The organism is Blautia sp. HCN-1074, assembly GCF_037890165.1.
GTDB lineage: Bacteria > Bacillota > Clostridia > Lachnospirales > Lachnospiraceae > Blautia_A.
This window is the reverse complement of the sequence record NZ_JBBKBP010000034.1, coordinates 1-13,688: the sequence shown is the minus strand read 5'-3', so window position 1 is coordinate 13,688 and position 13,688 is coordinate 1. Positions and strand designations below refer to the sequence as shown.

12 protein-coding genes are annotated in these 13,688 nt (G+C 44.0%); 2 read left to right on the top strand and 10 right to left on the bottom strand.

What is annotated here, in order from left to right; all coding sequences use genetic code 11:
- Positions 1–16: 16 nt before the first annotated feature.
- From WKT11_RS18575 to WKT11_RS18550, 6 genes are all read right to left on the bottom strand, one after another.
- Positions 17–1,705 carry a GerAB/ArcD/ProY family transporter gene (locus tag WKT11_RS18575; protein WP_118516628.1) on the bottom strand — a complete coding sequence of 563 codons (1,689 nt, stop codon included), beginning with the start codon at positions 1,703–1,705 and terminating at the stop codon, positions 17–19.
- Entirely contained in the window at positions 1,702–3,204 is a 1,503-nt protein-coding gene (locus tag WKT11_RS18570) for a spore germination protein (protein WP_182439618.1), read from the bottom strand. The genes WKT11_RS18575 and WKT11_RS18570 overlap by 4 nt, the downstream gene beginning before the upstream one ends.
- A 136-nt stretch (positions 3,205–3,340) precedes the next feature.
- Positions 3,341–4,060, bottom strand: coding sequence for a GntR family transcriptional regulator (locus tag WKT11_RS18565; protein ID WP_118137436.1), 720 nt, complete (start codon positions 4,058–4,060; stop codon positions 3,341–3,343).
- Complete coding sequence (gene ispE, locus WKT11_RS18560) at positions 4,057–4,929, bottom strand: 4-(cytidine 5'-diphospho)-2-C-methyl-D-erythritol kinase (protein ID WP_117677224.1); 873 nt, start codon at positions 4,927–4,929, stop codon at positions 4,057–4,059. The genes WKT11_RS18565 and ispE overlap by 4 nt, the downstream gene beginning before the upstream one ends.
- A 229-nt stretch (positions 4,930–5,158) precedes the next feature.
- A complete protein-coding gene (locus tag WKT11_RS18555) occupies positions 5,159–6,715 on the bottom strand; it encodes a DUF3794 and LysM peptidoglycan-binding domain-containing protein (protein WP_117846232.1) in 1,557 nt (518 codons plus the stop codon).
- Between the two features lie 108 nt (positions 6,716–6,823).
- On the bottom strand, positions 6,824–7,234 hold the full coding sequence (locus tag WKT11_RS18550) for a protease complex subunit PrcB family protein (RefSeq protein ID WP_178761076.1): 411 nt from the start codon (positions 7,232–7,234) through the stop codon (positions 6,824–6,826).
- A gap of 488 nt (positions 7,235–7,722) precedes the next feature.
- Between WKT11_RS18550 and WKT11_RS18545 the strand changes: the two genes are divergently transcribed.
- A complete protein-coding gene (locus WKT11_RS18545; RefSeq protein ID WP_117677226.1) occupies positions 7,723–8,469 on the top strand; it encodes a lysophospholipid acyltransferase family protein in 747 nt (248 codons plus the stop codon).
- 68 nt (positions 8,470–8,537) lie between these two features.
- Here WKT11_RS18545 and WKT11_RS18540 read toward each other — a convergent pair whose 3' ends face one another.
- The 3 genes from WKT11_RS18540 to WKT11_RS18530 are packed head-to-tail and all read right to left on the bottom strand — an operon-like array spanning position 8,538 to position 11,216.
- Positions 8,538–9,065, bottom strand: a complete 528-nt coding sequence (locus WKT11_RS18540) for a spore maturation protein (RefSeq protein WP_117677227.1) — start codon at positions 9,063–9,065, stop codon at positions 8,538–8,540.
- Positions 9,062–9,652, bottom strand: coding sequence for a nucleoside recognition protein (locus WKT11_RS18535; protein ID WP_118516666.1), 591 nt, complete (start codon positions 9,650–9,652; stop codon positions 9,062–9,064). The genes WKT11_RS18540 and WKT11_RS18535 overlap by 4 nt, the downstream gene beginning before the upstream one ends.
- A gap of 58 nt (positions 9,653–9,710) precedes the next feature.
- Positions 9,711–11,216: a recombinase family protein gene (locus WKT11_RS18530; protein WP_118516629.1), complete on the bottom strand. Its 1,506-nt coding sequence runs from the start codon at positions 11,214–11,216 to the stop codon at positions 9,711–9,713.
- Between the two features lie 182 nt (positions 11,217–11,398).
- Here WKT11_RS18530 and WKT11_RS18525 point away from each other — a divergent pair, with 182 nt between their 5' ends.
- Positions 11,399–12,694 (top strand): ATP-binding protein, encoded by a 1,296-nt coding sequence (locus tag WKT11_RS18525; protein ID WP_118516630.1) that lies wholly within the window; start codon positions 11,399–11,401, stop codon positions 12,692–12,694.
- 121 nt (positions 12,695–12,815) lie between these two features.
- Here the strand turns inward: WKT11_RS18525 and WKT11_RS18520 are convergent, their stop codons facing one another.
- The gene (locus tag WKT11_RS18520; protein WP_243009634.1) at positions 12,816–13,106 is read right to left on the bottom strand and encodes a hypothetical protein; all 291 of its coding nucleotides are present in this window, start codon (positions 13,104–13,106) and stop codon (positions 12,816–12,818) included.
- Between the last annotated feature and the right edge of the window lie 582 nt (positions 13,107–13,688).

Here is a 13,688-nt window from a genome sequence, read left to right as displayed (position 1 = left end):
GTGTTATTGAAATTATTTACACATTCTGAAGATTTATACTTCCATTCCTGATATTCACATAGGGCAATTCCTTCAGCTTATCCTCTTTATACTTTTCATAAAAAAGCTCCCTGAGAGTCACCATCTCTGTATTTCCCCCTGACATTCTGTTCTCAAGCAGCCCTGAAATATATTCTCCCACCGACGAATTATCCTCCCCCTGCCAGTTCAGAATTTCTGCCGCATTTTCCGCTTCAAATACATAAAGATCCTCCCCGACAAAAGCCTCCTGTTTCAGATAATCGAGGACCATTCTCCAACGTCCATCTTCTACAAGTGTCTGTCCAATGACCAGCACCTGCAGATGTCCCATATCCAGAAGTTTCTCCTGCGAACGGTCATATGCCTGCTCAATCTGCGTAAAATCAGAACCACTGATCTGCAGAAGTCTTGCCCCGCCATCTTCCTCTTCTTTCCCCTGTCCGGTACTCTCCGACATATCCGGCATCCCATAAGACAGAAGAATTCCTTCCGGCGAAGCGTCCATGCCAAGCGCCATCGGATATATTCTCTTTTCTGGCTCCACAGCCACACCACATCCTCCCAGGAAAAAGCTGAGCGCCAGAATTCCGGCAACCACAGCAGGCGCTTTCTTCCTGTGATTCTTATGTCTCTCCTTTCCTCTGAAAAACAGATAAACCTGGCAGATTAAAATTCCCGGAACAAAAACATATGCCAGAATCCACCCAAAATAATTTAAGATTCCATTTCCATTCTCTTCCAGAAGTGATATCAGAAATATCATCACCGGCATCCATAACCGCCCCGTACCAAGGTGTGCTTTTCGGATGATCTGATGTCCATAATGCAGCAAACTTCCTATCGCAAAAAGCAGGCTGTATAACAAAAATCCCATCCATATAATATCAAAACGCGCCAACACATTTCCGGGAAGATCAGCGCCGTCCAATAACGGTAAAACCGGATAACTTTCCGCTTTTATCCTGTCATATCCCAGCACTGCCGGAAGCAGAAGTTCCATTCCTATAAGGAGCACTCCCAGTGTCAGGATCGCACCCGCTGCAGTCTTCCCTGCACTTCCATATTTCTCCACATCTCCCATCAGAAATGGCAACAATGCAACCGCCGAAAATGCACATAATATCCCGTAAAAAGACTGCCGGATATTCTTCCCTGTAACCTCATTCCACTGCAACGCTTCCATAAAATACTCTGCCTTCGCCTGAGGTACGCAAAGTGCCAGCATAATCACAATTCCCCCCAGAAGCAGGCCTCCGGAAACTTCCGCCATTCGCCCTCTTCTCTGCATTCCCTTATAAGTTCCCAGCGAACACGCCACTATCGCCCAGAACGCAATCCATCTGCCGGAAACTCCTGTGATAAGACTCGCAGGAACCAGATATCTTAAAAGTGCCAACAGATATCCTCCTGCCAGCAATACATAAAGCAAGAAGAAAATCCCAATCAGCCGCCCAACAAAACCTCCCGCAGATTTTACAAGATCATCAAAAGCAGGCGTGAGGCGAATCAGCAAAATCACATAGAAACCAAGTAAAATCAATGCAAGCACAGTCCCTGTCACAGCGCTGATCCCATTTATTCCACCTTTTCCAAAAATACAAAGCATAAACGGTGCAAGAAGTGCCAGTATCATCTGTCTGTATAATTGTCTGTGAGAAATTCTGTTATTCTCTGCAAATCTCATGAACCGGATCCCCTCCTTTTTAACCGGATTTTCTGTTCTTCTCTTGCAAAAAGTGGTCTTAAGCTTCTTCTTCGCAAAGGAATTCTCAAGATTCCCTCTCCTCCATTGCCCGCCTGTTCTTTCTTTATAAAAGGCACCAGATACGGAACCGAGAAACTCATCAGCCCTGCCAGATGACTCACCAGCAGATATACTCCTAATACAAGCCCATAAATTCCAAGATATCCACCCAGAATCAGAAATCCATATTTTACCAATCGGAATGCCGCTGCAAATTCTTCATTCGGAACCGTCATTGAACCCAGTGCTGTCAAAGCCACGATCATTACAACGATCGGGCTTACCAGATTTGCATCTACTGCTGCCTGTCCAATAATCAGACCGCCCACGATTCCGATGGCATTTCCAAGCGATCCCGGAACCCGCACCCCTGCCTCCCTGATCAGTTCAAAAGCCAGCTCCAGAAAAATAAGTTCCACTACGCTTGAAAAAGGGACACCCTCCCTCGCCTCAGCAAAAGACAAAATCAACGAAGATGGCAGAATCTGTGTATGAAAACGAATCACTGCCAGATAAAGTCCCGGCAGGATTGTTGCCATAATCACCGCCAGATATCGCAGTATTCTCAGAAAAGAAGCCATTTCAAATCTGTGATACCAGTCCTCGCTGCTCTCCATAAAGCTGTTGAAAGTCCCCGGCAAAATTAAAGCTTCCGGTGAATTATCACATAAAATCACAACCTTACCGTTCAGAATTTCCTGCACAGCGCGGTCCGGCCGTTCTGTTGTCTGATACTGCGGAAAAGGCGAATACCATACATCCTCCGTCAGCTGTTCCAGCATACCGCTGTCCAGAATCCCATCAATCTGAAACTCCTCCAGCCTTTCCTTTACCTTTTCCAGAAGTTCTTCATGTACCAGGTCATCCATATACAATACCTGAGTCAGGGTATGAGAACGCACTCCAATCTTATACTCTTCCACTTTAAGTCTGGTATCCCTAAGTCTCTTTCTTACCAATGCGCTGTTGCTCTTTACACTGTCTGAAAATCCCTCCTGGGAACCTCTGAGAACTTTCTCTGATTCGGCCTTCATCACTCCCATAGACGGATAACCCTTGCTGGAGATTTTCATTGCTTTGTCATAGCCATCTATAAAAAATATGGCATTTCCGGTCAGCATGGCTTCTATGGCCTCGTCCAGATCTTCCAGCTTCTTCACATCTGCGATTCCAAGGCTGTTATGCTGAACAAATTCCTGAATCTGTCCGGGAGAAATTTCCCAGAAATGATTGATCATCTTTCCAATGGCAGAATCGTCCAGCATCATATTAGAAACCGCAACCTCTATATAAACCATGAGACAGTCTACTTTATGGTTCTCTCCGAGTCGCATAGGACGGATCAGAATATCAGCACAATTCTCCAGTCTGCTTCGCAGATACTTTTCATTCTCCCGCAGATTTGCAGATACTTTTCGGGAAATTTCCGGTTCTTTCACAGTTATCACCTCGTTTCTATAAGAATCCTGCTTGCAGGATTCTCCGCCTGATAAAAAAAGAGAGGCTTTTCGCCTCTCTTAGAATTTCCCGATATTAAAAATTATATACGCAACAATTCACAATCCCAACACTGTTCTATCTGCGACCTCTGGATTTCTCCTTCTCTAAGCGCTCACGTTCTGCATTCTCAGCCTCAATTGAACGCAGAATAGCCATTCTCTGATTCTCAATATGCTGGAAGGAAAGCTGTTTCGCACGTTCGACGTCACGTTCCTTAATTGCCCTGGTAAGTTCCTCGTGCTCTTTCACAAGCAAATCTCTTGTCTCTCCTTCTTTAAGATATTCCACACGATAACGGTAAATCTGCTCACGCATATTGTTGAGAACCTGAATCAGTCTCTTATTATCCGAAGCCTGATAAATAATCTCATGAAACGCAACATCTGCCTCGGCAAGCTTTACAAGATTTCCCTCTGTGATCGTATGCTCAAACTCCTTGGCAGCAAGCCAGAGTCTACTCATCTCTTCTTCTGACATACGTGCGCAGGCTTTCTCAATAGCTACGTTTTCAAGGGCAATACGAACCTCCAGAACATCGTTCAGATCCTTCTCTGTAATGTTCGCAACCTGAGCTCCACGTCTCGGGATCATCACAACCAGCCCCTCCTGCTCCAGCTTACGCATCGCTTCTCTGATCGGAGTTCTGCTCACTCCAAGTCTCTCTGCAAGGGCAATCTCCATCAGTCTCTCGCCCGGCTTCAGCTCTCCTTTGAGGATTGCCTGACGCAATGTATTAAAAACCACATCTCTCAATGGCAGATATTCATTCATGTTTACTGAAAATTCACTTGTCATTTGTGTCTCTCCCTTACTTTCGTTACTTCTGTTGCAAAAACAGTCTTAGCCAGATTACTCTGTCTGAGTACTGCTGCCGCAGCCTCCATCTTCTCACGATCATCAAAAATGCCAAACACCGTCGGACCGCTCCCACTCATCATCGCTTTAAGCGCTCCGTTCGCTTCCATCAGGTCTTTAATCTCACCAATCACCGGATACTTCCCGATGATTCCTGATTCGAAAACATTTCCCATCTTATCCGTCATCGCCAGAAGATTACCATTCTCAATATCCCTGATCATTCCGTCAATATCCGGATGGGACTGAATCTTATCAAGCTGCAGACTCTCATAAGCTGTCTTTGTAGATACACCAATTCCCGGCTTGCCGATCAGCACATAACAGTCCGGAACCTGTGCGATTCTGGTAAGTTTCTCGCCAATTCCTTCTGCCAGCGCAGTTCCACGCATAATACAATAAGGAACGTCTGCGCCTATATTCACTGCACGATCCATCAGGTCTTTCTCACTAAGTCCCAGTTTAAACAGATGGTTAATTCCTACCATCGCTGCTGCCGCATCTGAACTTCCGCCAGCCATTCCCGCCGCAACAGGGATAAATTTCTCAAGACGGATATCTACGCCTTCTTTTACCTGAAATTCATCCATCAAAAGCTTCGCCGCTTTATACACCAGATTTCGTTCATCGCTGGGAATATACGGATAATTTACAGACAGAGAAATTCCCGGTTTCTTCACCTTCTTCATTTCCAGTACATCATACATCTGAATTGTCTGCATGATCATCCGGACTTCGTGATAACCATCCTCTCTCTTTCTGAGAATATCCAATCCCAGATTTATCTTTGCAAATGCACGTAAACGCATAATTCCCTCCGATTTTCTCTTGTACTTTGTATACAATAAAATATTTTGTACATATTTTAAAACATTTCATAGCTGTTTTCAATATATGTTTCTTTATTTTTGTGGAAAATTTTTTTCAATTGATTCCTATTCACTCCATGCCAGGTAACACTCTTCGCAATGCACAGAATTTACCCGGATTGTAGAATATCATTGCAAAATATCAGCATATAAATATAATCTCTGTTAATCATTGCGGCACCTGCTTTACCAGGATTAGTGGCTGCCCTGCTTTCACCTCTTTTTCTGCAAGACTGTTTACATTGCAGATCTCATCCACAGTCGTGTAAAATTTCCTTGCAATGTCCCACAAAGTATCCCCATTTTTAACAATATAAACCGTAATTCCCGGCATACTTTCAATCTTTTTGCGGTCAAGCGGCTGTTCCTCCACCGATTCAATAATCTGTTCTTCCCATTGTCTGAACACCAGCACATTCAATCCCACTGCCGCCTTAACTTCAATCTCAGCCCCATCCGCCATTGCAGTGGAAAGTTGCTCCAGATCCGCCTGCAGAAAATACGTACAGTCCTGCCCGATATCTTTCGCTTCGACCAGATGTGTAAACGGCAGCATAGCATCCATGGAATAAAATGGCATCTCATCATTTCCTATAATATATAGAATCTTAAGAGCTACAATTCCCTCTGCTACAATTCCTTTGTCCGTTATTCTGGTCTTATCCACCTTTACCTTGCCACTGCTGTGACAAAGTTGTAGAACTTTTCCCTGATTCTCTTTCACTTCTATTCTGTCCGTCAGCCTGCATTTGGAAAAATTGCGTACCAGAAGACTCTCCAGCATCTCATTTTTTCTATGCAGAACACACTCCTTTACAGGGCTATATGCATCCAGAAGCAACTCATGTTCTTCCTCTTTGTACATCCTCATGTTTAACTCCAGAACTGCGTCCACCTGCAAAATGCGCTCTTCCCCATCCGGATCGGGTTTCACTTCCATTCCCTGATGAATCAGCGATACCTCAATATGCGGAATCAGTTCCTCCAGACAGCCGGTACATTCTGCCTCATTATTAAATGGCATAATATACTCCAGCCACTGCGGCGGATTTTCTTCCTCCGAACCTGTGTATAGAACAAAAACTGCCAGTTCTCCTTTTACCCGGAGCTTATTTTCCTCCGGACGGATATCAAGATTTCGCGGTTCGATGGTATACCACAAAAGATTCTCCACATTTGGCCGGTTTGATGCAAGGGTAATATCATCTTTGATACGCAGAGTGTCCTTTTTATGTACGCACAGATTCATAAGCGGAATTGTCTTTTTCTTTACAGAAATCTCCGCATCATCCAGAGCAGCAGGAAGTTTAACCTCTGCCAGCTCATCCACCACCGCATAAAACGTTACGATTGCCTTGATATTTAATTTTCTGGAATGAATCACATGAACACTGAGATCCTCAATCTCCCAGTTCAGGCACAGCTTATCTCCCCCTTCGATTCCCTCCAGATTGATGACCTCATCCATCGGAAGCTTCGCTGAAAGACTGTATATTTTTCCCTCTTTTTCTCCCACGTAAAGCAAATCCACATTCAGTGTTCCTTTAAGCAGGGCTCTCCCCTCGCTCAGACGGACTTCATCCATAGAGACTTCTGCTTTACTCTGTACCATCCTGCCGATATCCGGTTTCACATCCGGTACATTATAGTCTTCGTCAAAAGTCACCTGACTTGTTGCTTTATTCTTGATACGCAGCATTTGGATACTCTCTTTTTTTAATTCCAATCTTCTTCATTCCTTTCCTGATATGATACCTTTTCACCTTTACTCTGACCAACGCAAAACGTATGCCACCGGCACACTGTACCCTCAAATTAGATACTCAGGATTCAATCAACCGGAAAACTCCACAGGCTTCTTTGTTTCTGCTATCTTTAGAACAATACATGGATAAGACGGCTCACTTCCTGCTTTCTCCTCCGCCGGGCCAATCAGTCTCGTTTTGCAGAACACTGCATTCTCCGATTCAGAAACCTCCTCCACCTGAATGCTGTAACCTCCCGTAAGCTGTTCCCCATATCCTTTCATCAGATACCGTACGTCTCCCACCTGGTATGTCATCTGAAATGTTTTCTCCTTCTTCTGTTCCATCAGTTCCACAGCTTCCGCCGGGATTTCTTCCTGTTTTACGATCGTATATTTCAGAGGTGTCCGTTCTCCCTCTTCAATTCTGATCAGCTGACAGCCCGTTAATATGACCATCAGCAGAAATATGCAGACCAGCCCTGCGGCCTTTTTGCCCATAATGCACCCCTGTTCATTCTTTACTAGCTATTTTATGTTTTAATCCGGATGGTTATTACTATTGTTCATATGTGATTCTCCTGAAATGCATATTACTGATTTACTCTTTTCACAGTAACAAATCCTTAGCCATACAGCGTGAATTTATGTTTTTATTTCTTGCAGGATATCCCATAATTCTTTATAATAGAAAGAACACCGTAATCATTCAACGCCTGGTGTACCAACAAGGTCAATCGGATATTCGCAATCCGCTTTCGCTACTTGCGCATAACCAAATAACTGCTTCGCAGTTTATCAGAAGGGGCTTGTACCCCTTCTGATACAAGCAAGTCCCCACCCACTGCTTATTGCTCTTCGCAATTGAAACAGGGAACTTACTTGATTCGGTTAATTTCCTGAACAATCTTACAGGATAGCAGATTGCTGAATGATTACAATACAGTCACATTACATGAGCATTTTTATGCCCGGAAAGGAATTAAATAATGATACGATTTATTCTCGTCTGTATCGTGGTGATCGGATATCTGATCCTGTCCATTCCTATTCTTCTGGTCGAATGGATCATAGGCAAATTTTCTCCTATGACAAAGGATGTCAGCTCTCTCCGGATCATCCAGGCAGTATTTCGCTTCATCCTCTGGATTACCGGCGCCAAAGTCACAGTGATCGGAGAAGAAAATGTGCCAAAAGATACTCCAGTGCTTTATATCGGCAACCACAGAAGCTACTTTGACATTCTTCTTACCTACTCCCGCTGCCCGATCCGCACAGGCTACATCGCCAAAAAAGAAATGGAAAAAATCCCTCTCCTGTCCACATGGATGCATTACCTTCACTGCCTTTTCCTTGACAGAAAAGATATCAAACAAGGTCTGAAAACCATCCTGACAGCGGTCGATAAAGTAAAATCCGGAATTTCCATCTGTATCTTCCCGGAAGGAACCAGAAACAGGAACCAGGACGAGCTCGATATGCTCCCATTCCATGAAGGAAGCTTCAAGATCGCTACAAAAACAAAATGCCCGGTCATTCCGATCGCAATCAGCAATTCTGCCGATATCTTCGAAGCCCACTTCCCGAAAATAAAACCTGCAAAAGTTGTGGTAGAATACGGCAAGCCAATCTACCCGGATGAGCTGAGCAAAGAAGATAAAAAACATATCGGAGAATACACGCAGAATATTATTCATGAGATGCTGGTAAAGAATAAACCTCTTACTCAGAATTGATTCAGCCAGATATTTGCAAATTCTAAAAGCCTTATCATTCAATTTATGTATGATAAGGCTTTTTTCATTCAAATATACATTCCAGTCAATACGATTGCCGTTACCGTCCCGGTCAATGTCGCCAGAAGCGCTCCCGGCAGCGTATATCTTGTCTTTTCAATCTTCACAGCTGCGAAATACACACTCATACAGTAAAACAGACTCTCCGTCGAACTTAGGATCACCGCTCCCATAAACCCAGCTCTCGAATCTGTCCCATACTGTTTAAAAATATCCAGTAACAACCCAAGCGCTGCACTGGAAGAAAACATCCTCACAATAGTCAGTGGCAAAATTTCTGAAGGAATTCCAAAACCTGACGTTAACTTTCCCAACACATTTCCCACAAAGTCCAAAAATCCCGAACCTCTGAGAATCCCAACTCCTGTCAGCAAACCTATCAGTGCCGGACAGATGCCTGCTACCGTTTTTAACCCGTCTTTCGCTCCATCCAGAAAATCATTATAAACATCCCTTTTCGCAAATAAGCCCCACAGAATAATATAGAGCATAAAAACCGGAATCATCATATCCGACAGAAAAGAAAGAAGCTTCATCTCCCCCTCCCTCTGCGGTTCATAATCCGGCAGAAAATCACCGCTGTCGCAGTACTTACCGCAGTAGCCACAATTCCCGGTCCCACCACCGCCGCCGGGTTTATGCTTCCATACTGTGCACGATACGCGATCATATTTACAGGAATCAGCTGCAATGACGAAATATTTATGATAAGAAATGTACACATCTCTTTGCTGGCTACACGCGAACGAATCCTCTCCTCTTCCAGATCAGCAAGACACTCCATTGCCTTCAGTCCTGCAGGCGTAGCTGCCCAGCCAAGTCCAAGGATATTTGATAAGAAATTCAGCGAAATATATTTACAGGCATCCGATTCCAGAGGCAGCCTCGGAAACAAAAACCTTATTACCGGACGCATTTTCCCGGAAAGCTTCTCCACCATCCCGGATTCCTGTGCAATCTTCATCAGTCCCGACCACATCGCTACGATTCCGGCCATAGAAATACATAAAGTCACCGCATCCTTTCCCGAAGACACAGCCGCCTCTGTCACCGCCTTAAAGTTTCCGGTCAGAGCTCCATATATGATTCCTATAAGAATCATTCCACTCCATAAATACGTCATACCTTCTGTGCCCCGAACATAACTCATATCTCTACATCATATTCTCGTCTCCCCCGCCTCAGAACTTCCATTGTATCTGAATTGAACCAGGAAGTACCTTTAACAATGTAATCATCTTATCAACTGTAAATCGTTTTTCATCAAAATCAATATCATTCCAGAGACTTATATTGGACACCACTTTCTCCATCTGCTCAGGTGTCGCATGATTCTCCGCAAGAGTCGTCATCTTCTCCGCCTTTAACTGACGCGTATGATCAAGCTGCTCTACCCTCTGGTTAATATAATTCGTAAGAGTTTCTCCCGCACCAATCAGGGAATCTACAAGCACAGAGATCTCCTCCTCAATCTCCTCAATTTCCCTGTAAATCTGCTTTACCTGCGGATTTTCATTCAGTTTCGTGTATCCCACCGGAGTCTGCGCATCACGCAGCTTGCGCACCATTTCTCCATATACATAATTCTCCACTTCTTCTGTATAAATTTTGCCACATCCCGGACATGCCTTGTTGTTTAAGCGCTTCGTGCATCTCAAATACTGTTTACCGGACTGTATTTTTACACTCATAAGAGCATAACCACAATGGCCACATTTCACCTTCCCGGCAAGCCAGGTATTCACAGCCTTTCTGTTCGCCTGAATCGTCTTATTTCCAAAGAGCTTGATCCTGCAATTCAGCCATTGTTCCGATGATACCAGTCCCTCATGCGGGGCAACCACAAGCATATGCCCTTTCAGATTCTGCAGCTTATCTGCCGCTGCGTCCCTTCCCTGGTATAGATAACATCCATGAATCCCGTCAAACTGCTCCTGTCTGCTGACAATATTTGTACCATGGCTCTTAAAAAAGCGATATACATCCATATCCGCGCGAACATAGACAGGATTCCTCAGAAGCTGCGCGAGCATTGGGCGTATCAGCTCTTTCCCATAAAACTGCACCCCTTTTTCCGCATAGTATCTGGTAATATCCCCATAAGAGGTATAAGGTTTCTCATACATCTCAAAGATTTCCCGCACTATTGCCGCCTCCTGTGGCTCCTCCACCAGCTTCTTCGTATGGATTCCCTCCATCATGATCTCCTCAAGGCGATATCCATAAGGAGGCTTTCCACCCATGCGAAACCCCTTCTGACTTCTGGAATAATAAGCATCACTGACACGCTTCTGTATCGTTTCTCGCTCAAGCTGCGCAAACACAATACAGATATTCAACATTGCACGCCCCATCGGTGTGGAAGTGTCAAATTTCTCTGTCGAAGAGACAAATTCTACCTGATACTGCTGAAACATCTCCATCATATTTGAAAAATCAAGAATAGAACGACTGATTCTGTCCAGCTTATAAACGATCACCTTCTCCACTTCCCCACGTCGGATATCCGTCAAAAGCTGCTGCAGCTGAGGCCTGACTGTATTCTTACCACTATATCCCTTATCCTTGTATTCTTTAAAAGCACCGCCCTTTAATTCATACTTGCAGAACTCAATCTGGCTCTCAATAGAAATACTATCCGCTCTGTCCACTGACTGTCTTGCATAAATTGCGTTAATTCTCTTCATAGAAATCCTCCTTTACATTATCATAGCCGTTATATTGTCAATACAATTACGATAACAAATATTCAAAAGTGTGTAAATCGACATTTTTCGACATTTATGTGTAGATTTTTATCGGATTTCCATTTATAATTCAAACATAACTATTAACCGCTCCGCAATTTCAGTAAAAAAGGAGGTTTTTTATGAGAAGAAAATGTACCGACTCTTTGATTCACTGGAAAAAATCCCCAGCACGAAAGCCTTTAATTCTGCAGGGGCTCCGCCAGACAGGAAAAACCTGGCTGCTTATGGACTTTGCATCCAAACAATACGACAACACTCTCTACATCAATCTCGAAACAGACCAGCCTGCTGCCAGCTACCTCTCAACTCCCCATGACCCACAGGAAGCGCTTCTCTTTCTGGAAACCTACGCAGACAAACCCCTGCGGCCATCCTCCTCCCTGCTGATCCTCGACAACATCCAATGCACCCTTAAGATTTCCACACTCCTCTCTGCAATCGCCGCAGACTTTCCACAATATCACATCGCCGCTGTTACCAGAAGTGTGGGAAACTCTGACCTCTACTCACACCACGACTTCGATATCCTCACACTTTATCCTCTGGATTTCGAAGAATTTCTCTGGGCAAATGCCGAGTTTGCTCTCGCCCGTGAGATCCGTGCCCATTTCACCAGTTTTACACCTATGGGAAAAGACCTTCACCAAAAAGCCCTCTCGCAATTTCGTCTCTACCAGATCATTGGCGGAATGCCTGCTGCCATTATGGAATACAAAAAAGAAAAGAAGCTTCTGATGGTACCCGATACCCAGCAAAAGCTTCTCGATCTGTTTCTCAATGATATTAGTACGCTCGCTCCCAAAGGAACTGCACGATACTGCCGCAACAGCTGGCTGTCCATCCCATCGCAGCTCGGAAGAACCAGCCGTAAATTTCAATATACACGCATCGCCAAAGGCGCCACCGCCAAAACCTACCAGGAACCATTGCAGTGGCTCATCCAGAACGGACTTGTGCTGCCATGCCATAATAATCAGGATGGCAAAAATGCTGCCAGACAACAAATTAATCCGCATCTGTATCCTATAGACACAGGACTCTGCACACGCATGCTCAAAATCCCTGCTTATCAGCTTCTCACTGGCGAAGAAAGCATTGCAAACACTGCCTGCACAGAAACCTTCCTCGCACAGCAGTTTATCCAGAACGGTTACACACTCTCCTACTGGTCCAGCGGCAACCAGGCAGAAGTTCCATTTTTACTGTCCAAAAATAATCACTTTATAGCTGTAGACTACCGAATTACCCCGCATCAGAAATGCAGGAATCTTATGCGGTTATACAATATCAGACACCAGACAGACTCTTCATGTCCTCTGGAGCAGCTTAAACAGATGTATCTTCTCTCCACAGAAGACTTCAAAAGTAAAGAACACTACCAGATTGTACCGGTGTATGCGGCTTTTTGTATCTAACTTCTGGATCTTGAAAATCACAGGTCTCACTTGCCCTCAGCTGAAGCAGATTCATTTTATAATCCGACACCATTGGACGGACTTTTTCAGGAATCTCAAGCATATCTGCCAGATTCTTGCGTTAAGTTTCCAGCTGGCAGCATCCCATGGATCTGGCCATTTCTTCTAGTTTATCTGTAGCAAACCCTGTATATTTCACAATCTTGTCAATGGGTTCTTTATCTTTGAGCATCATTTTGGCAAGATCCAGATTTTTCTGTTCAATGCCCTGTTCGATTCCCTGTTCGATTCCTTGTTCCACAAGCGCTTTTCCCAGATTACACATATCTTGCACCTCGCTTTCAAATTCTTCTGTCATGGCAATGCCAAAATCTTCCTGGTGCTTTTCATAATGCTTTAAACCGGATATCATAATACACCGTCTGATCTTTGATCGAATTAGCCTCGGAGTTGAGACTGCTTATCTGTTCATTTCCATTCAGCATTTCATTACGGTCAGTCTGATCCTGATGTACCGCGCGACTGGAAACTTCGATATCATCCCTCAGACAATTATCACAAATAAATCTGACACTGTATTGAGAAAACTCTTTCGTACAGGATTTGAGAATCCAGGCAACAATTGCCTTGTAAGTTAGTAATTTCTTAGCGCATTCATCATACCTTGCACGACTTGCAGCAAGGTCTATCGTCTGCGCCAGATTGGTTTGGCGTACGATGGTCTACAGTGTCACCTCCTGACATATATTTTGTACTTATATTTTATCAGAACAATTGTTTATTTGCCAGAATAACTTTTCGACAAACATCGGGAACCAACACTTGTCCGATATATCCCTTCTGCCAGTTTTGCCGAATATCTTTGGTTAGAGCTACTATGCTTGTATATAACTGTATAAAATCAAAATATTATGGAATAAAACACCATTTATAAATCTCAATACAAAAACAATCTATCCGTATCATCACCATTAAACAGAAAATATTTTCCCAC